This window comes from Senegalia sp. (in: firmicutes) (assembly GCF_052088025.1).
GTDB lineage: Bacteria > Bacillota > Clostridia > Tissierellales > SIT17 > Anaeromonas.
Map to the genome: position 1 here is coordinate 1 of NZ_JBQCYD010000021.1, position 20,263 is coordinate 20,263.

The following is a 20,263-nucleotide window of genomic DNA, read 5'->3' on the forward strand; positions in this document are numbered from 1 at the left end:
ATAAATAATTAATTAATTTAAAATTAATGCGTCAACTATATTGACATCTACCGTAGATGAAATTGATGCTATAGGATGCAAAAGAAACATGGATAGTAATAACGAAAAGGACCAAACACTAAATCAATTATTAGTTGAATTAGATGGTTTTAGCAGTAAATCTACAGTGGTAGTAATAGGTGCTACAAATAGATTAGATCTATTGGATGAAGCCTTACTTAGAGCTGGAAGATTTGATAGACATATTTATATAGGGAATCCAAACCTCAAAGCTAGAAAGGATATTTTCAATGTCCATATTAAAGATAAGCCTATACACAAAACAGTAGATATTGAAAGCTTATCTAAAAAAACCCATGGTTTTTCAGGAGCACAACTTGCAAGTATTGCAAATGAAGCTGCTATAATAGCTGTAAGAAATAACAAGAGAAAAATAGATTCTTATGATTTTAATGCTGCTATAGAGAGAGTGGTAGCAGGACTTGAAGTTAAACATCCTACTGTACTAAAAAAAGAAAAAAATATAGTAGCACATCATGAAGCAGGTCATGCAATTGCAAGCAAACTATTAAATTCAGATTTAATACAAAAAATATCTATAGTTCCAAGAGGTCAAGCACTTGGTTACGTGCTAAATTTCCCAGATGAGGAAAGATATCTTTTAACTGAAAAAGAATTATATAACAAGATAATAGTATTACTTTGTGGTAGAGCAGCAGAAAAAATTTGTTTTGATGAAGTAACAACAGGAGCACAAAATGATTTGAAAAAAGCAACTAATTTAGCTAGTAATATGGGTTGTAATTATGGAATGAGTTCTTTAGGTAATATGTCTATTGATGAAACTCATATAAGATACTCTATGGATTCAATAAACAAAGAAATAAAAGCAATAATGGAAGAATGTTATGAAAAATCTCTAGATATAATAAAAACTAACAAAGATATCTTAGTAGATGTTGCATCTTTCCTTTTAGAAAAAGAAACTATGGATTTAGAAGAATTAAATGTCATCTTTAAAAAGCATAGTAATTTAAGTAAAACAGCAAATTAAAGACACCGCTAGCGGTGTCTTTAATTATGCTATTTTTTTTCCTTTATTTCTTTTACTATCTTCTCTATAAATTCATTTACTTTCATAGCACCCGTATCTCCATCTTTTCTTGATCTAACTGATACCTTTTCTTCACTTGCTTCCTTTTCACCTACAACAAGCATATAAGGAATTTGTTGTAATTGAGCTTCTCTTATTTTATATCCAATTTTTTCTGATCTATCATCTAATTCTACTTTTATACCATTTTTTCTAAGTTCTTTTTTAACTTCTCTAGCATAATCATTAAATTTATCAGATATAGGAAGTATAGTAGCTTGAACTGGAGCAAGCCAAGTTGGGAATTTACCAGCGTAATGCTCTATTAATATACCTATAAACCTTTCAATACTACCAAATGCAGCAGTATGAATTACAATTGGTTTATGCTTATCTCCATCATCACCTATATATGATAAATCAAATCTTTGAGGTAATTGGAAATCTAATTGTATAGTACCACATTGCCAAGTTCTTCCTATAGCATCTTCTAAATGGAAATCTATTTTAGGACCATAAAAAGCTCCATCTCCTTCATTTAATATATAATCTACCCCCAACTCTTCTAAAGCTTCTCTTAGTGCAGTTTCAGCCATATCCCAGTCTTCTTCAGCACCCATTGAGTTTTCAGGTCTAGTGGATAATTCAATATTATATTTAAAATCAAAAGTAGTATAAATTTCATCTATTTTATTTACCACATTCTTTATTTCATCTTTTATTTGTTCTGGCAACATGAATATATGAGCATCATCTTGAGTAAATGCACGAACTCTCATAAGCCCATGTAAAACTCCAGATAATTCATGCCTATGAACTCTACCAATTTCAGCTACTCTCATTGGAAAATCTCTATAAGAATGTAATTCATTTTTATAAACTAGCATTCCACCAGGACAATTCATCGGTTTTATAGCGTAATCTTCTTCATCAATTTTTACTGTATACATGTTTTCTCTATAGTGATTCCAGTGACCAGATGTTTCCCATAATTTCCTATTTAATATTAATGGAGTTTCAATTTCCACATAATCTTTTTTCTTATGAAGATCTCTCCAAAAATCTAAAAGAGTATTTTTAAGTTCAGTTCCTTTTGGTAAGAAAAATGGAAATCCTGGCCCTTCTTCTAATATAGTAAATAAGCCTAATTCTTTGCCAAGTTTTCTATGATCTCTTTTTTTAGCTTCTTCCATACGTTCTATATATGCATCTAAATCCTTTTTCTTTTCAAAAGAAGTACCATATATCCTTTGAAGCATTTTTCTGTTTTCATCGCCTCTCCAGTATGCACCAGCTACATTTAATAATTTAAATGCTTTAACTTTCTTAGTGCTTGGAAGATGAGGTCCTCTACATAAATCTATGAAATCACCTTGTTTATAAAATGATATTTCTTCATCTTCTGGTAAATCTTCTACTAATTCTACTTTATAATCTTCACCTTGTTCTTTTAAATATTCAATTGCTTTATCTCGTGGAAGTACAAATTTTTCCATAGATAAATCTTCTTTTACTATTTTTTTCATTTCTTTTTCTATTTTTTCTAAGTCATCTTCACTAAATCTATGCTCTGTATCAAAGTCATAATAAAAACCATCTTTTATTGCAGGCCCTATAGCAAGTTTTGTATCAGGAAATAATCTCTTTACTGCATTAGCTAGTATGTGAGAACTAGTATGTCTAAATACTTCCTCTCCTCCATCATCATTGAACTTTAACAATGTTAAATCAGCATCTGAATCTATTTCTTCATCTAATCCTACGAGTTCATCATTTACTTTTGCACCAGTTACAACGCGTGCTAGACCTTCACTTATACCTTTAGCAACCTGCATGGGAGTTACTTTTTCTTCATATTCTTTTATTGATTCATCTGGTAAAGAAATTTTAATTTTATCCATATTCATCCTCCTTATTTTTGCAATTAAAAAAACCTCACTCCTAGACTTAAGTCTAGGGGCGAGGTTTACTTCGCGGTTCCACCCTTGTTTTTGCTTTAAAATCTTAACGTGATCAGCGGAAATCTTTACCCTTAAAGGTTCAGACTCAACTCCAGGTTAGTTTTCAATTGAACATATTTAGAAATACTTTCAGCTTATGCATTTCCTCTCTTTAAACTGTTTTCAATTTACTCGACCCTTCAATGTTATTATAAATATATTTATATTATTATACCTCTTATTATGCTACTTGTCAAATATATTTATACTATCTAAAAAATAAAAAATACTAATATACCTTGAATAGCTCCTATTAAAAGTCCTAATATACCACCCAATATTTCTATATGTTTAAGTTCTTTTTTTGCAATTGCAATTATTATCTCTTCAACCTTTTGTATTTCATAATTGTTTATTTTTTCTTCTACTATTTCAGAAATTTTCACCTTTTCAATTGTCTTATCAATCATTTCATCAATTAATTCCTTTATAGTTTTATCTCCTTCTTTAGCTATAAAATCATTTACATAACTTAATATCATTTTTTTAACAGTTGATGGTATTATAGAAGGCATCTTATTATCTACTATTTCATTGATTTTTTGCATGATTTTTATCTTTATCTTATATATATCATCTTCTTCTATAGCCTTATCAATTATTTCATTTATAGATAAAAGCTCTTCTTCAACTACTATACCTATACTTTTTGCTACTTCTTCTTTTCTTTTAGGTATTAAACCTTGTATCTTAAAATTAATTAAGGGTATATTTATAGGATATAGTGGTCTAAAAAGTAATTTAATAGCCACTATATTTGTAAGCCAACCTATAAGTCCTCCTATAATCATCATTATCATTATTTCAAGTATCGCCATTTTATTCACCTCTTATATTTCTTAACTAAGACATTATATCATATTTTTTGCATTAAAAAAATAGGGCAAAACCCTATTTTCCTAATATTTCCTATGAATATCTATTCTATGGCCTATATTACATAAGTTACAACCATCGCATAATATTACATTTTTCTCAAATATATTTTTTATTATCTTTATAGCTTCATCTTCTTTTCTATCTCCTAAATGAATCATTACTTTATTTGGAGCAATAGTTATCAAAGAACTTATTAAAAGGTCATCATATCCCATTTCATTGTTTTCCATTTCATCAGCTATTTCTTTTAAATATTCATTATTAATCATTCTCATATTTTCATCATACAAGAGATATCTTTTGTTTTTCATAAAAAATATATTTACAGTTTCAAATTTCGCCGTTTGTATATCTACAAAATATTTTAACATATTTATAAAATCTTCAAATTCTTTTTCTACTACAAATTCTTCAGTTATATCATTGACTGTATTTTTTATGATTTGTTTTAAAAATTCTAATCTAAAGTTTATAAATCCTTCTATATTTAAAATATCATTATTATTTAAATAATCTAATATTATTTTATTTATATTAGCTCTTTTACTTATATTAGATGTGATTAAATTATAGTTTTCATATCTATTTTCTATATAATCTAAACTTTTATTATATAAAAGATTTATATCTTTATCTTGAAACCAACTTTTTTTATTTAAAATTTCTTTTTTTATCATATTATATTGATATTTAGATATGATAAGATCTACTAACTCACTTGCAATAATATTATTAACTATTTTTTTTATTGCAACTTCATCAGCTTTATTTTTATCTTTTATTAAATATCTTATTTTTGATAAATTCCCGACCTTACATATATCTCCTTTTATATCCACTATAGAATTTATATTTTTGAATCTATTATTTAAAATAGTTGAAATATCACAGATTTGATCATCATATTCAATTGTTAAACAATACATTTCATCACTCCTTTCTAGCGTATTAGTAGTATGTGTTTAATGCTTGCTCTTATTCAAATTATTAGTTTACATTAAATGCAAATTAATGGAATTTTTACTGTAATTATTTATAACAAAAAAACTCTTAATAATATTATATGCAATAATATTATTAAGAGTTTTAATTTTTTTGGAGGCGGCACCCAGATTTGAACTGAGGGTAGAGGATTTGCAGTCCTCGGCCTTACCACTTGGCTATGCCGCCATATGTTTTAGCACAAAATTAATTATAGCATAAGTTTTTTTTCTAGTCAATATTTTTTATTTTTATATTTATAAAATATTATCTCACCTATATGGTAATAATATAAGTGAGGTGATTTATTATGAAAAAAGAAATAAAAAATCAAAAGAAAAAAATAATTTTTGAAAAGAGAAATTCAAAACAAGCTATATTAGATATTCATCATGAAGAAGGAGTAGCTAAGGTACCAATACCAGGTATTGATCAAGTAATAGAAGCAAAAGAATGGGTAGATGAAGTACAAAAATAGAGACAAATCCTAGGATTTGTCTCTATTTTTAATACTCTTCCATATTATTAAATCTAGCATCTTCTAACCATCGCTCTGATTTTGTTACATGATCTAACATGTTATCTATAGTTTGATAATGCTTCTTTTCTTCAATTATCAATCTTTCAAATATTTTCTTGTCACATTCATCTTTAGCATCATCAAATTGCTTTTGATAATACTCTATACTTTCTTTTTCTAATTCTAATGCATGCCTATATGCTCTTACAGTATCTGATATATTTATCTTAGCATATAAAAAATCGTCATTTTTTGATTCTTCTTCATATGAAGTATTTTCATTTAATCTCTCAGTAAAGATAGTATCTACATCTTCTATTTTCATAGTAGTATTACAATCAAAATAATTTTCTTTTATGTTCTTTATTATTTCATAATGTCTCCTTTCATCATCAGCCATCATTTTAAAAATATTTTGAATACCCTTACTTTCTGTTTTCTCAGCTTGTTCCTTATAATACTCTTCGCCCTCTTTTTCCATTTTCATAGCTAGTTCATATATGTTCATTTTAAAAAACCTCCTTAAGTAATCATTATTTATAAATATACCCTTATAAATTTAATAATAACAATATCTCTAGGTTTTAAATTGAATTTAATAATTCTTTAATTTCTTTTTCTTCAAAATTATATTTTTCATTACAGAAATGACATACTAGTTCAGCTTGTTTATCTTCTTCTAATATTTGTGTAAGTTCATCTCTTCCTAGACTTATAAGAGCTCTTTCCATACGATCCTTACTACAATCACATGCAAAATCCATTTCTTTCTTTTCTGTTATTTTCATAGAAAATTCACCAAACACTTGATTTAATATATCTTCTGGAGTACTACCTTCATCTATCAACGATGATATAAAAGAAAGTATAGTGATGTTCTTTTCAAGTTTTGTTAATACTTCCTCATCAATATTTGGAAGCACTTGAACTATAACCCCACCAGATGCCTTTACTGATATATCTTTATCTACAAGTACACCTAATGCTACTGCTGAAGGTTGTTGCTCTGATGTAGTGAAGTAATTAGCCAAATCCTCTGCAATTTCTCCACTCACAATATTAGATTGTCCTATATATGGATTTTTAAGCCCTATATCTTTTATTACTATTAGCTTTCCATTTGAACCTACAGCACCTCCTACATTGAGCTTACCATCAACTCTATCTTCTACTTCAATATCAGGATTTGAGATATATCCTTTGACTTCACCTTTACTATTAGAAACTGCAAGTATATTGTTTATAGGTCCATCACCTCTAAATTGAATAGTAAGTTTATCTTTATCACCCTTTAACATAGATCCCATTAAAGCTGCTCCTGTTAAAGTTCTACCTAATGCAGCTGTGGCTACAGGAGATGTGCCATGAATTTTTCTAGCTTTTTCCACTGTATTAGTTGAACTTGCAATAAATACTCTAAAAGAAGCATCTTCATCAATTGCTCTTATAATATAATCTTTCATTTTATTCCTCCTTTAATAATTTAATATTTATTATACCCTTAAAGACATAAAAAATATATAAAAAAATTAAGACCCCTATCATAGGAGTCTTAATTGCTACGTTAACTATATATTAAATATTATTATATTCTATTATAGTTTAGTGATATTAGTAGCTTGTGGGCCTTTTTCGCCTTCAACTATTTCGAATTCAACTTCTTGACCTTCTTCTAAAGTTTTGAATCCGTCACCTTGGATTGCTGAGTAATGAGCAAATACATCTTCGCCATTTTCTCTTGTTACAAATCCGTAACCTTTAGTTGCATTAAACCATTTAACTGTTCCTTTTTCCATTAAAAACATTCCTCCTAAAATCTATTGCTTGTAGATATGTATTATCTACTATAATTATAGTTTACCATATTATTTTTTTTATGTCAAATAAAATTTATAAAAATTTCACTTAATTGCCAAAAAATTAATTCTAGTGCTTTTCTTACTAGGTTTTTTAAATGATAAACCATCAAAAGATGATATTTCCTTAAATCCAACTTTCTTTAATAGTAACATAATTTCTTCGATATGAAAAGCTCTTTCTTTATGCACTTCATTAAATCTATGATAAATATCTTTTTCTTTTAAAAAAAATGTCAAATAAAAATTGCATATATCATCTTCAAATTCATTTTCCCAAGTATAAAATACATCTTCTTCATCATATATGAAAGTATTATTACCAATAACTTCAGATAACTTATAATATGAATTTATATCAAATATGAATATTCCCCCATCTTTTAAATGATTAAATACATTTAAAAATGTTTTTTCAAGATCTTTCATATTAATTATATAATTTATGCTATCACATATGCTTATTACAGAATCAAATTTTTTATTAAATTTAAAATCTATCATATTCATATTTCTTATAGATACATTTTTATATTTTCTAAGCTTTTCATAGGCAATTACAAGCATTTCCTCTGATAAATCAAAACACTCTACATCATATCTATTTTTTGCTAAAATTTCGGTTAGATTGCCTGTACCACATGCCATTTCCAATATATCTTTTGGTTTTTTATCTATTCTTTTAAATAAATCTTCAATATAATTATACCACTCATCATAATCAATATCCTTTGTCATGAGTCTATCATAAATTTCAGCAAATCTATTATAAACCATTTAAATCCCCCTTTTTACGTATATTACTTTTCTTTTTGATTTTCTTTAATCTTTCTTTTTCTCACATTTACTATCCCACCAATTTTACCAGTTTCCTTAGCGGTTAATCCACCCCAACCTAATTCTTTTACTTTATCTGTCAATCCCAGCTCTTCTGCAATTTCATATTTCATTTTATCTTCTATAGTTTCTTTTTTTCTCTTCTTAGTCATTATATCACTCCTCATTATTATTATGAGAGAATATAAGTGTAAATATACTCTTGATTTTAATTAAAAAAAATGGTAAAGTTAATATGTCGGAAATTACTACTTTTCCACTCCCCTTTAATAGCTAAAAGCTATTAAAAAGGCCAACTCCCCCAAGTTGGCCTTTTATTTTGCACTTTTTCATCTTTTCAATTAAATATATGCTAAGAAATTTAAAATTATAAAGCCTATAATTGTTATTATAATAGGTATATATTTAAATATATTTTTATTATCTTCTACTATGCTATCATCATATTCAATCTCAACTTCATTATATTTTGGTAATTTTTTATAAAGATATAGTGCAATAGCTCCTGAGAAAAATGAAATTCCAAACAAAGTAAATGATGCCATTGTAAGCTGAAGCGTTTCTGACATTGCTATATCTATATTTTCCATATTAGCTGCTTGATTTTCTATATTAGAAAGCATATAGGTAAGACTCCAAGCAAGTGCATTATTTGTAGCATGTGCTATCATACCCGCTATTAAAGAATTTGTCCTATATACTATAAAACCAAAAACTATGCCTAAAAAAATTGGTCCTAATAAATTTTGAATATTAAAGTGAAATATTCCAAAAAGAAAAGCAGAAATAAATATAGCCTTTTTATATCCTTTACTACTATATCCACTCATTATTAATCCTCTAAACATAATTTCTTCACAAATTCCAGGAGTAATTGCTATTACAAATAATCCCAATAAATAAAATGAAGCAGAAGAAGGAGTAGGAATAGGTGTAGGTTTTAATTCTCCAAATAAGCTCACTATTATTAACATTATAGAATTTACAAATGCAGCTACAGGATATAATAATATAGTAATAAAAATTACTAATAATATATCTTTAAATTTTATCTTGTTTAATCGCAATACCTTTTTTATACTGTAACCTTTCACTTTTAAAAATATAATTACAGGTAATAATACAAGTATATATTCGGTTATTAAAAGTCCCGAAAATAGTTCATATGATTGGGCAATGTTACCTATTGTAACTAATAATATGGCAATAAAAAAATAAAATATATTCACTTCTAATACCTTAGGTCTTTTCATAAATTTATCCATTTTTAGTCTTCCTCAAAAACAAAAATATCCTCTATATTCCTATAATGATTCCCATAATTTAAACCATAACCTGCTATAAATAAATCAGGTATTTTAAATCCATAGTAATCCGCTTCTATCTCCACTTCACGTCTTTCTGGTTTATCTAATAAAACACAAGATTTAATAGATTTTGGATTCTTTTCTTTTAAATAATCTAAAATAAATTTCATGGTATTTCCTGAATCTACTATATCATCTACTATGAGTACATCATAATCTTTTATATCAGCATGTAAATCATTTATCACTTTTACTTTACCTGAGGAATATTCATCATTTCCATAGCTAGATGTAGTCATAAACTCAACTCTAAGTTTCAAGTTTATTTTTCTTACTAAATCTGATGTAAAAACAAAACTTCCCTTTAGCAATGAAATCACTAATAAATTTTTATCCTTATAATCATTTGTAATTACTTCACCTAATTCTTTTACCTTTTCTGCTATTTCTTCCTTTGAAATAACAACTTTTCGTTTTTCATTCATTAAATCCACTCCTCATCCCTTTATATTTCTTTCTAATTGTTTAATGACTATTTTATTCCACTTTATTTATCCTGTCAACACCCTCTATCTAGTCATTATTAATTCCACTTAGATAATTTCTTATTCTTTTTAATTCATATAATATTTTATTTAAGGTATATTGTATTGAAACTCCTATTATAATTAATATTATTGCAAATATGACTTTAAACTCTACATTAAAGTCCATATAAAACACCTCCATAAATTTATTATAACAAATTAGAATTAAAAAAAGTAGCCAATTTGATATAGTTAAATTCAAATTGGCTACTTTTTTTAATATGCTTGTGCTTTTAATTTTGATTCATATGTATTTTCTTTATCTTCTACATCTTCACTATTTTCTCTATTATTATCATCTTTTATATATTCTAACTTAGATATTGAAACTTCAAATGCCATTTTATTTACTGTGCTTCCATCAGAAAGTCTTTTTTGATATTCTCTACTTTGAATTCTACCCCAAATTTTTATATGATCTCCTACTTTTAAATTCTCACAAAATCTTGCATTTCTCCCCCAAGATATTGAAGGAATATAATCCGACTTATTATATGCTCTATTAACAGCCATTAAAATATCAGTGATTTCTCTTCCAAAAGGTGTAGTTCTATAAACTGGCTTTTTGCAAATAAAACCATCTAAATAAATTTCATTTGGTCTCTTGCTTTTTTCAGCGTATTCTTCTTCACAAGGAATATATACATCTCTTGCAAAAATAGTTAACACTAGTTTGTTGTGACTATTTTCATATCTATTATATGATCTTAATTGACCTTCTACTATAATAGTTTTTCCTACTTGAATATCTAAATCTACTAATAAACGTTCTGATACAGTTACAGGTAATATATCACTCTGTTCGCTCAGCCTTGGAATCTCCATTTCATATACATAGAAAGACTCTCCATACATTTCATGACTAAATTCCTTTTCTTTAACCACCTTTCCTACAATAGTTACTGAATTATTGTTTACAATATTATCTACCAATACCCCCACTTCCTTTCCTATTCTTATGTAATTAGACTCTAAATAATATTATTCAAGTAAATATCAATTTATGAATAATATTTATAAGTATTTTTTTGCCCCTATTTTTTATATTAGACATAAATCTTAAAATACCTTTTTTATTATATAAAAAAATAGCAGAAACATATTAAATTTCTGCTATTTTTTTGAATATAATATTGCCTTTATCCATACCTTGAGAGCCAAGTAAAAGAATTATGTCTCCTTTTTCTACATAAGATATTGATTTTTGTATTGAATGATAAAGATCCTTATGGATTTCATATGGTACTTTATATTCCTTTAAAATATTTTCAAACTGTTTAATCTCTTCGTTTTTCACTTTATTATCTTCATCTACAACATCTTCACTCAAGGAAATAATGATTTTAGGTTTATTTAATAGCTCATACCATGAAGCTAAAACTACTGCATTTTCTTTATTTATATCTGAGCCTCTATTACCTCTTATTGAATTGACTATTATTATCTTATTATAATTCAAACTTTTTATCCTATCAAAATTTGATTGATAACTAGAGGGATTATGGCAAAAGTCATCTATTACAATATAATCACCATCATATATCTTTTCAAATCTACGAGAAATACTCTTAATTTCCTTCAAGCCTTCTTTTATAGCATTTATATCTAAACCATAATATAAGGCACAAGAAATAGCTGCTAGGCTGTTATATACATTATATAAGCCTGATATATTCATAGATATATTAAACTCTTGAGGTTCATAACTTTTCCCATTTATAGAATTTATAGTTCTTTGAATACAAACACTAAAATTTAAATTTTCATTTATATTTATGCTTGAAGCAGTTATAGTTGACTTTGAATTTAAACCATAGCTTATGGTTAAAACTTTATTATTTCCTTCTAGAATTTTCACTGCATTTTCATCATCTGTATTTATTATAGCTAATTTGTTTTCACCTAATGAATCAAATAGCATCTTTTTACTATTTAAATAATCTTCAAAAGTTTTATGAAAATCCAGATGATCTATATCAATGTTTGTATGTATAGCAATATTAAATTCTATACCATATGTTCTATAGAGTTTTAAAGCATGAGAAGAAACCTCCATAACAACAACTTGGGTTCCTATTTTGTTTAATTCAAAAAATATTTTATATAAATCTTCACTATCTGGTGTAGTCATGCTTATATGTTTATATTCTGCCTGTGTTTTTATTCCTAATGAACCTATAAGGGATGTTTTAATATGAGATTTTTTGAATATTGATTCAATTAAATGTGTTGTTGTGGTCTTTCCATTTGTTCCAGTTACGCCTATAATAAATAATTCTTTAGTCGGATAATCATAAAATTCATTTAAAAGTTCTGCTAGTTTTATTCTTGAATTTTCAACTTTTATTATAGGAATATTTTTATTTTTTATATTATCTTCAGTATATATCATAATTGCTCCATTTTTTATGGCTTCATTTATATAATTATTCCCATCTAATTTTCGTCCCTTTATAGCAACAAATACAAATCCTTTTTTAACTTTTTTTGAATTACATGTTATTCCCATTATCTCTTTATCCATTATATGCATTTCAAATCTCCTCTATGAACTAATTTAGAATCATGGTCTTTAGTATTTCACATTTTCTTTTTCATATTCTAATACTTGTTATTTTTTGTATTGGATACCTCTATGATCTATATAATAATTATCCTTATATATTAACTCTGAAATAGGTACTACTTCATATCCCTTGTCTTTTAATTCCTTTAATATTATAGGGAGATATCCCGTAACATATTTTGCATTATTATGAAATAAGATGATTGATCCATTTGTTACGTTTTTTACCACTTTATCAACTACTGGTTGAACACCTTTTTCTTTCCAGTCTAATGAATCAATACTCCATTGTATTACATTATAATCATTATCCTTACACACTTCAATAAGTCTATCATTATAATCACCATAAGGCGGCCTAAACAACTTGGTTTTCTTTTTTGTTAATTTAGACACCTTTTCTTCAGTTCTTTTTAATTCTTCTACTATTTGCCTTTCATTAAGTTCAGACATATAAGGATGTGTAGCTGAGTGATTTCCTATTTCATGACCTCTTTTGTCAAATTCTTTAACCCAATTAGGATATTCATCCACCCAAAATTCAACTAAAAAAAAAGTAGTTTTTACATCATTTTTATCAAGTATATCAAGAATTTCACCCGCATACTCATCTCCCCAAGCAGCATCGAAACTTATAGCAACTTTTTTATCACTTGTATCCACACCATAAATAGGTAATTGCTTTTCAGTAGAGAACACTTGACTTATATTAGTATTTGGATTTTTCATAAGAATGCTAGCAAGAAACAATAGAAATACTAATATAAAGACCATTATGACATTAATCTTTTTAAACAAATAACTTTTCATATATTTCACCCCACATTTTATAATTATTATATTATATTATGTGAAGTTGTAATTTAGTAATATAAAGCCAAATTGATTTCATATTAATTTTTTAATCATGCTTTTTTTCTATTCTATTATAAAGACTAGATGCAATAATTGCTGTTAGAGGTACAGTAAATATTAGACCTATGCTCCCTGCAAGAGCCCTTAATATTTCAGATGCAATCATATCTCTATTTATTATATCTATTATATTGAAATCATGAGCCATAAATAAAAGCATCAGATGTATTGAACCACCAGAATAAGCAAGTATTAATGTGTTTGACATGGTACCCATTATATCTCTACCTACATTCATTCCTGATTTTATCAATTCCTTGGTAGTCATATCTGGATTTGCTATTTTAATTTCATTTATTGAAGACGCAATTGACATACTAACATCCATCACAGCTCCTAAAGCTCCCAATATTATTCCTGCAAATAATATCCCTTTAAAATTGAAACCATCACCTTGTTCCACTAAACTAAGCATTTGTGCTTCTTCTGTTCCTAGACCTGTAAGACTCGCTAATTCACTTACAATTAAAGTTATTATTCCTGCAACTAATACTCCTGCACTCGTACCAATAATTGCAGCAAGAGCCTTTCTATTAAATCCTGAAATTATTATAAGTGTAACAGCTATTATAGCAATGGATACAATTATAGATAGATAAATAGGATTATATCCTTTTAATATTAACGGCAGCATTATTTTAAGAACAGCAAAAGCTGTTATTAATAATGTGATTATTGATTTTAAACCTTTTAATCCTCCTACAATAAGAAGCAACAAGAAAAATATAATTACTAGATATAATAAATATCTATCTCTAGCAATTTCTGATATATATCCTTGAATTATTTCACCATTTTCATCTTTTTCTAAATACAATAAAACTTTATCACTTTCCTCTACTACTATGTTGTAAGTAAACATACTATCTACAGTATTTTCAACTATTATTTTTTCACCTTTATTTTCACCACTTGTAATTTTTAGCTCTATAGTTTGAATTAAAGTAGTTTCACCTTCTGCATAAGAAGTCTCCTCTTCATCTTCTGATAATATCTCAAGCACCTTAGCTCTTACTGGCACTGGTTTCTCTTGTCCATTACCTTCAAGATTACCTTCAGCTAATGAAATGCTAAAATTCGAAAATATTATTATTATTAAAGTTAAAAATATAAGTATTTTTTTAAACATTTTTTACCGCCTTTCTTCTACAAAAACTATCACGATATACTTAATTATTAAATCATTATTTAAGATATTAGTCAATAATTATTCCTTCTAAAAAATATTTTTAGAATAATACATTGCCTTAGTTGAATATATTTATTATAAAGGGAAGAGGGGTAAGAATTATGGAAATATTTCATTATGAAGAGTTAAGAATCCTTATAGAGTTTTTTTGTGGATTAATAGTTTTTATGTTTTCCATTAAATTTCTATCAACAACTATGGAAAATAATTTAAATAATAAATTTAAAAATATATTTAATAAATTAACTTATAATAAAATTTTAAGTTTGATTTTAGGAATTTTAATCACACTATTATTTCAAAGTAGCAGTTTAGTTATTGTAATAATAATTACACTTGTTCATAGCAGAGTTTTAAATATTAAAAAAGCTATACCAATTATATTAGGTGCTAATATCGGTACAACATTTACCGCTCAAATAACTGCTTTTGATATAGAAAAATTATTACCTGTAATAATTTTAATAGCTTTAATATTATATCTATATGGAATGAATTCCAAACATAGATTAATAGCTACTTTTATACTTTCTATATCCTTAATATTCATTGGAATAAAGCTAATGGGTTCATCTATCTATGAGATTACTAATTCAACTTACATATTAAAAAATATAGCTTATATCTATGATAGTAAAATTAAATCTATATTTTTTGGTGCTTTTTTTAGTGCATTAATACATAGTAGTTCTACTTCTGTTGTATTACTACAATTAATTTCGAAAACTGGCATTATTCCATTATTATCTTCTATTTATATTTTATTTGGTTTAAATATAGGAACTTCAATAGATGCTATTATAGCAGGTATTACTACCAATACATATGGTAAAAAAATAGCCTTATTCCAACTTTCATTTAATATATTTGGATCTATAATTTTCTTTTTTTTAGGAGATATATTAGAAAATGTAGTAGTACTGATATCTCCAAATAATATAGCAAGGCAAATTGCTAATGCTCATACTATATTTAACATAACTACAGTTTTATTAATATTTCCCTTTACTGATAATATAGCTCAATTTTTAGATAAAAAAAATAATTAGGCAATTGCCTAATTATTTTTCATATATATATAATTCTTTTCCCTTTATTTTTTCTTGGTCAATACTTTCTTCTTGAGCTTTAGGAACAGTAATTATATCAGCTGATCCATCACTTATGAATTTCCTATCTGGATTATTTCTAAAACCTTCCATCCAGTCATACATACCTACTCCATCTACTTCTGTTTCACTTGCACGTACTCTTTGAATTGATAGAGGGTTAAACTCAGTATTTATAGGTGAAACACTTGGCTTCCAACCTACATTTAATATAGCTACATTCTTATATTCAGTGTCTTCAAAAGAACCTTCTTCTAAATATTTTTCTAATGATTCATCTGGTCTTCCACCATTACAAAGCGCGTAGGTATTTATCTGGTAATCAGGCACCACAGAATTAATAAATTTAACTTGTCCACCTACATATTCCTGTATTTTTGATTCAGAACTTACATTAGTCATATCATTATGATTTATTGTATGGTTACCTATATCCATACCTTTATCTAATATATATTTTAATTTATACTCAATTAATTCAGCTTGTCCAAATGGATTAGATCCATTTAAGAAAAATGTTGCTTCAAGTGGAAAGTCTGGATTTTCTTTGTGAAATTCTTCAAGTATTGCTACAGCACTATTTGGATCTATATTCTTTTCTCCATTTTCCTCTATTATATCAAAGTTATTTTGTCTTCCATCATCAAATGTGAGTACTACTGGAGTATATCCAGCTTCTGTAGTTATATTATTGTTTACAAAATCTTCTAAGCTTATAGGTCTGTAACCTTCATCATAAAGTGTTTGTAAATCACGTCTAAAATTCTCATGAGTTCTATCCCATACATCTTCCTCATCTGTTATACCGTGATACATAAGAACCATGATTTCACCATTTTCATTTGGACTTAAAGATAAGTCAATATCCTCTTTACTTATAGTTTCTTCTTTTTCCTTTTCTTCTTTAACTTCTTCTTTTTCATTAGTTTGAGCATTTTCTTTATTATTTTCATCATTTTTACTACTAGTTTCTGAACTATCAGAATTACATGCACTAAATGATAAGGCAACAAATAATATTAAAAAAATGCTTATAATTTTCTTCATATTTCCCCTCTTTTCACATATTTTTTTCATTTATTTCATTATATCAAATTTTTAATATATAGCAAAACATATATTTTAGTTAAAAGCTTAATTATATGTAATATACCTTTATTTTATAGATTTAATCAAAATCTTCCAGTATTTTTTATCTTAATAAGGTTATATTAATATTACAACAGAAAATGTTGTATAAAAAACTTTAGGAGGAAATAAAAAATGGCTAATAATAATAATAGAATAGTAGTACCAGAAGCAAGAAAGGCTTTAAACCAAATGAAAACTGAGGTAGCAAATGAATTAGGATTAACTAATTATGATTCTACTGATAAAGGAACATTATCTTCAAGACAAAACGGTTATGTTGGCGGAAATATGACTAAGAGATTAGTTGAATCTGCTCAAAGACAAATGTCAGGTAAATAATAGATTAAAAGAGAGGTAAGTTTTAAACTTACCTCTCTTTTTTATTGTCCTTTTGTGTTATAATTTATATGACTAAGTAAAGGAGAGATAAAATGTTTATAGAAAATAGCGATGAATTAGCACAAAATAAATTAATATTATTATACATATTTGAAAAAATAGATTATCCTATTACAAACTCTGAAATAACTCAATTCGTTCTAGAAAATAATCATATGAACTATTTTTTAGTTCAACAATATTTAAGTGAGTTAGTATCAACAAATTTCATCTCTATAAAAACGCAAGATGGAAATGAATATTATAACATTACAAATAATGGTAAGAAGGTTCTTGGTTTATTTGAAGGTAGAATCAGTATAAATACTAAAGAAATAATAGATGATAAATGCTCAATAAAAAAACAAGAAAAAATAAAAGAAAAACAAATAATAGGTAATTATTATAAAAAAAATGATGTAGAGTATATTGTAAATTTAAAAGTTGTAGAAAATGACAATACTATATTTACACTTTCTTTAAATGTCGTATCAAATGAACAAGCTAAAATGATATGTAATAATTGGAGGGAAAATCCTCAAATTATATATAAAGACTTTATAGACATACTTACAAAAAAACAAGACTAATTTTTATTCTTAAATAAAAATTAGTCCATTAGGTTCCTTACCTACAGGAATCTTTCTAACTATTTGATTTTTATATATATCAAATAGAAAGAGGCAATCTTTAGTTGAATCACTTATATACAATATACTGTTGTTATCCCACAATATATCGTTTGGCATTCCACCTATATATATTTTGTCTATTATTTTTTGAGTTATATAGTCAATCTTATATAAAAATCCATCTCCTCCATTAGTCGTAAAAACAATATTTAAATCTTTTATTACAACCATATCTAGCAATGTTTCTTCTATAAATATTTTTCTAAAAACCTTTTTATCTTCTAAATTAAATAAGGATATAGAAGACTTCATCTCTCCATAAGATCCGCATGATAATATAAACATATTTTGATTTAATATATGAAGATGTAGTGGATTAATATCTAAAAATATTTTTTCAATGTCATCTTTAACCAAATCTATTATACTTATACTATATTCATTACTATTTGCTACAAATAATTTTTTTCTTAATTTGTCAATTTTTAAATCATGAGGTTTCTCCCCAACTGCTATAGTTTCAATCAAATCAAAATTTTCTTCTTCTATTACTGATATAGAATTAGAATCACTATTAGTGACATAAATACACCTATTATATATTTCTATATGACTTGGGCTTGAACCAACATATACTAAATCCAATATTTCTTTTTTATCAATATCAATTTTAAATATATTATTTGTGTAGGAGTTTATGGTATACATTATATTTGATTCTGAACCTTTAAATATAGAGTGAGTTCTAGAATTATATATATTGCAATCTATTTTGTTTTTATTGTTTTCATTTATCATATCGCAATAATTTATTTTAGATGTTTTAAAATTATTTTCTAAATCTATAATTGTAATAGAATTATCACCTGAATTAGAAACCACAATTTTTTTTGGCTCAATTAAACTCATATTTTCACCTCATCTTTTCTATATAACACAGTATGCTAATAAATAAAATAAGGTGAATTTACATTCTATTTAATTTTTATAATTCCTCTAACTTCTCCAATCAAATATAGGGATCCTGATATAACTATTAAATCTCTCTTATTATATTTTTTATAAGCTAAATCAATTGCTTTTTTAATATCCTTTTCAGAAACGACATTTTTGTTGAACTTTTCTATTCTTTCTACTAGTTCCTCACTAGATAAGGCTCTTGGAACTCTAGGTTCAGTAGCTATTATACTATCTGCATATGGACTTATTATAGACAATATTTTATCTATATCTTTATCCTCTAACATCCCCATAACTAAAATGAGTTTATTATAATCAAATATCTTTTTTATATTAGATACTAAAGATTTAGCCCCTTCTTCATTGTGAGCACCATCTATAATAACCTTAGGATTGTTACTAATAATTTCTAGTCTTCCCATCCATTTAGCATTTTTAAGACCATTTTTTATATTTTCTTCTGATATATTTATTTTTTTCATATCATTTAATATAAGTAATGTTTTTATAGCTAAAGATGCATTATATATTTGATATTTTCCTATTAAATTTATCTTTAAATCACTATATAAATTACCTTGGTGTGAGAAGCTAAATAGTCCGCCTGAATCATTATATTCATCTATTTTTATAGAATTAAAATCTAAAAATGAAATATTAGAATTCTTTTCTTTTGATACATTTAATAAGACATTCTTAGCTCCCTCTACTTGTGGATAAGAAATAACCATAGAATTTTCCTTTATAATACCAGCTTTTTCATAAGCTATTTTTTCTATAGTATCACCTAATATATCCATATGATCCATTGATATAGATGTAATAACTGATATAAGGGGATTGTTTATTATATTTGTAGAATCATATCTACCACCAAGTCCTACTTCTAAGACTACCATATCCACTTTTTCTTCTAAAAAATATACAAAAGCTATAGCTGTTACTATTTCAAATTCAGTAGGATGATTATATCCCTCATCTAACATCATTTGTACTTTTATCTTTACTTTTTCTGTAACTTCACTAAGCCTATTATTTTCTATATTTCTATCATTTATTTTAATTCTCTCATTAAAAACTTCTAAATAGGGGGACGTAAAGGTCCCCACATTATATCCTGATTCAGTTAATATACTAGATATAAAAGTAGTAGTTGAACCTTTACCATTAGTACCTGCAATATGAATAAACTTCAATTTTTCATGAGGATTATCTAATAATTCAAGTAATTTTCTAATATTATCTAGTCCAAGCTTACTTCCAAATTTTCTAGTACCATGTATAAATTCTAATGCTTTCTCATAATTCATATATTAACCTCAC

Annotated in this window: 23 protein-coding genes, 1 tRNA gene and 1 other annotated feature; of the genes, 5 read left to right on the forward strand and 19 right to left on the reverse strand. The window is 26.3% G+C overall.

What is annotated here, in order from left to right; translation table 11 throughout:
• Window positions 1-40 precede the first annotated feature (40 nt).
• Window positions 41-1,054, forward strand: coding sequence for an AAA family ATPase (locus tag ACTHUW_RS07315; protein WP_442211038.1), 1,014 nt, complete (start codon window positions 41-43; stop codon window positions 1,052-1,054).
• 29 nt (window positions 1,055-1,083) lie between these two features.
• Here ACTHUW_RS07315 and thrS read toward each other — a convergent pair whose 3' ends face one another.
• The 4 genes from thrS to ACTHUW_RS07335 all read right to left on the reverse strand — a co-directional run bounded on the left by thrS (window position 1,084) and on the right by ACTHUW_RS07335 (window position 5,142).
• On the reverse strand, window positions 1,084-2,994 hold the full coding sequence (gene thrS / locus ACTHUW_RS07320; protein WP_442212883.1) for a threonine--tRNA ligase: 1,911 nt from the start codon (window positions 2,992-2,994) through the stop codon (window positions 1,084-1,086).
• Between the two features lie 51 nt (window positions 2,995-3,045).
• Window positions 3,046-3,246, reverse strand: a binding site (T-box leader).
• A 59-nt stretch (window positions 3,247-3,305) separates the two neighbouring features.
• Window positions 3,306-3,911: a DUF445 domain-containing protein gene (locus ACTHUW_RS07325; RefSeq protein WP_442197601.1), complete on the reverse strand. Its 606-nt coding sequence runs from the start codon at window positions 3,909-3,911 to the stop codon at window positions 3,306-3,308.
• Between the two features lie 81 nt (window positions 3,912-3,992).
• Window positions 3,993-4,898 carry a sporulation protein YtxC gene (ytxC, locus tag ACTHUW_RS07330; RefSeq protein ID WP_442197600.1) on the reverse strand — a complete coding sequence of 302 codons (906 nt, stop codon included), beginning with the start codon at window positions 4,896-4,898 and terminating at the stop codon, window positions 3,993-3,995.
• A gap of 170 nt (window positions 4,899-5,068) precedes the next feature.
• Window positions 5,069-5,142, reverse strand: a tRNA-Cys gene (locus tag ACTHUW_RS07335).
• Window positions 5,143-5,263: 121 nt separating this feature from the next.
• On the opposite strand from ACTHUW_RS07335, the gene ACTHUW_RS07340 reads away from it, so the two are divergent.
• Complete coding sequence (locus ACTHUW_RS07340) at window positions 5,264-5,431, forward strand: CDIF630_02480 family spore surface protein (protein WP_442197599.1); 168 nt, start codon at window positions 5,264-5,266, stop codon at window positions 5,429-5,431.
• Window positions 5,432-5,459: 28 nt separating this feature from the next.
• Here the strand turns inward: ACTHUW_RS07340 and ACTHUW_RS07345 are convergent, their stop codons facing one another.
• From ACTHUW_RS07345 to ACTHUW_RS07400, 12 genes are all read right to left on the reverse strand, one after another.
• Window positions 5,460-5,981 carry a ferritin-like domain-containing protein gene (locus ACTHUW_RS07345; protein WP_442197598.1) on the reverse strand — a complete coding sequence of 174 codons (522 nt, stop codon included), beginning with the start codon at window positions 5,979-5,981 and terminating at the stop codon, window positions 5,460-5,462.
• A gap of 76 nt (window positions 5,982-6,057) precedes the next feature.
• Window positions 6,058-6,936: an Hsp33 family molecular chaperone HslO gene (gene hslO, locus ACTHUW_RS07350; protein WP_442197597.1), complete on the reverse strand. Its 879-nt coding sequence runs from the start codon at window positions 6,934-6,936 to the stop codon at window positions 6,058-6,060.
• 132 nt (window positions 6,937-7,068) lie between these two features.
• Window positions 7,069-7,269, reverse strand: a complete 201-nt coding sequence (locus ACTHUW_RS07355; RefSeq protein WP_442197596.1) for a cold-shock protein — start codon at window positions 7,267-7,269, stop codon at window positions 7,069-7,071.
• Window positions 7,270-7,374: 105 nt separating this feature from the next.
• The gene (locus ACTHUW_RS07360) at window positions 7,375-8,106 is read right to left on the reverse strand and encodes a class I SAM-dependent DNA methyltransferase (protein ID WP_442197595.1); all 732 of its coding nucleotides are present in this window, start codon (window positions 8,104-8,106) and stop codon (window positions 7,375-7,377) included.
• Window positions 8,107-8,129: 23 nt separating this feature from the next.
• On the reverse strand, window positions 8,130-8,333 hold the full coding sequence (locus ACTHUW_RS07365; protein ID WP_442197594.1) for a small, acid-soluble spore protein, alpha/beta type: 204 nt from the start codon (window positions 8,331-8,333) through the stop codon (window positions 8,130-8,132).
• Window positions 8,334-8,507: 174 nt separating this feature from the next.
• The gene (locus tag ACTHUW_RS07370) at window positions 8,508-9,431 is read right to left on the reverse strand and encodes a CPBP family glutamic-type intramembrane protease (RefSeq protein WP_442197593.1); all 924 of its coding nucleotides are present in this window, start codon (window positions 9,429-9,431) and stop codon (window positions 8,508-8,510) included.
• A 2-nt stretch (window positions 9,432-9,433) separates the two neighbouring features.
• Window positions 9,434-9,958, reverse strand: a complete 525-nt coding sequence (hpt, locus tag ACTHUW_RS07375; RefSeq protein ID WP_442197592.1) for a hypoxanthine phosphoribosyltransferase — start codon at window positions 9,956-9,958, stop codon at window positions 9,434-9,436.
• Window positions 9,959-10,046: 88 nt separating this feature from the next.
• Window positions 10,047-10,187, reverse strand: a complete 141-nt coding sequence (locus ACTHUW_RS07380; protein WP_442197591.1) for a hypothetical protein — start codon at window positions 10,185-10,187, stop codon at window positions 10,047-10,049.
• A gap of 89 nt (window positions 10,188-10,276) precedes the next feature.
• Window positions 10,277-10,993: a single-stranded DNA-binding protein gene (locus ACTHUW_RS07385; protein ID WP_442197590.1), complete on the reverse strand. Its 717-nt coding sequence runs from the start codon at window positions 10,991-10,993 to the stop codon at window positions 10,277-10,279.
• Between the two features lie 169 nt (window positions 10,994-11,162).
• Window positions 11,163-12,593 carry a Mur ligase family protein gene (locus ACTHUW_RS07390; protein ID WP_442197589.1) on the reverse strand — a complete coding sequence of 477 codons (1,431 nt, stop codon included), beginning with the start codon at window positions 12,591-12,593 and terminating at the stop codon, window positions 11,163-11,165.
• 78 nt (window positions 12,594-12,671) lie between these two features.
• On the reverse strand, window positions 12,672-13,436 hold the full coding sequence (locus tag ACTHUW_RS07395) for a polysaccharide deacetylase family protein (RefSeq protein WP_442197588.1): 765 nt from the start codon (window positions 13,434-13,436) through the stop codon (window positions 12,672-12,674).
• A 91-nt stretch (window positions 13,437-13,527) separates the two neighbouring features.
• Window positions 13,528-14,670 (reverse strand): YibE/F family protein, encoded by a 1,143-nt coding sequence (locus ACTHUW_RS07400; protein WP_442197587.1) that lies wholly within the window; start codon window positions 14,668-14,670, stop codon window positions 13,528-13,530.
• 161 nt (window positions 14,671-14,831) lie between these two features.
• Between ACTHUW_RS07400 and ACTHUW_RS07405 the strand changes: the two genes are divergently transcribed.
• A complete protein-coding gene (locus ACTHUW_RS07405) occupies window positions 14,832-15,779 on the forward strand; it encodes a Na/Pi cotransporter family protein (protein ID WP_442197586.1) in 948 nt (315 codons plus the stop codon).
• Window positions 15,780-15,791: 12 nt separating this feature from the next.
• Here the strand turns inward: ACTHUW_RS07405 and ACTHUW_RS07410 are convergent, their stop codons facing one another.
• The gene (locus tag ACTHUW_RS07410) at window positions 15,792-16,886 is read right to left on the reverse strand and encodes a polysaccharide deacetylase family protein (RefSeq protein WP_442197585.1); all 1,095 of its coding nucleotides are present in this window, start codon (window positions 16,884-16,886) and stop codon (window positions 15,792-15,794) included.
• Between the two features lie 216 nt (window positions 16,887-17,102).
• Between ACTHUW_RS07410 and ACTHUW_RS07415 the strand changes: the two genes are divergently transcribed.
• Both ACTHUW_RS07415 and ACTHUW_RS07420 read left to right on the forward strand, forming a co-directional pair.
• Window positions 17,103-17,309, forward strand: a complete 207-nt coding sequence (locus tag ACTHUW_RS07415) for a small, acid-soluble spore protein, alpha/beta type (protein WP_442197584.1) — start codon at window positions 17,103-17,105, stop codon at window positions 17,307-17,309.
• A gap of 92 nt (window positions 17,310-17,401) precedes the next feature.
• Entirely contained in the window at window positions 17,402-17,938 is a 537-nt protein-coding gene (locus tag ACTHUW_RS07420) for a DUF4364 family protein (RefSeq protein WP_442197583.1), read from the forward strand.
• Window positions 17,939-17,947: 9 nt separating this feature from the next.
• Here the strand turns inward: ACTHUW_RS07420 and ACTHUW_RS07425 are convergent, their stop codons facing one another.
• Together ACTHUW_RS07425 and ACTHUW_RS07430 are read right to left on the reverse strand one after the other, a co-directional pair.
• Window positions 17,948-18,889: a YncE family protein gene (locus ACTHUW_RS07425; RefSeq protein WP_442197582.1), complete on the reverse strand. Its 942-nt coding sequence runs from the start codon at window positions 18,887-18,889 to the stop codon at window positions 17,948-17,950.
• 65 nt (window positions 18,890-18,954) lie between these two features.
• The gene (locus ACTHUW_RS07430) at window positions 18,955-20,250 is read right to left on the reverse strand and encodes a bifunctional folylpolyglutamate synthase/dihydrofolate synthase (protein WP_442197581.1); all 1,296 of its coding nucleotides are present in this window, start codon (window positions 20,248-20,250) and stop codon (window positions 18,955-18,957) included.
• Between the last annotated feature and the right edge of the window lie 13 nt (window positions 20,251-20,263).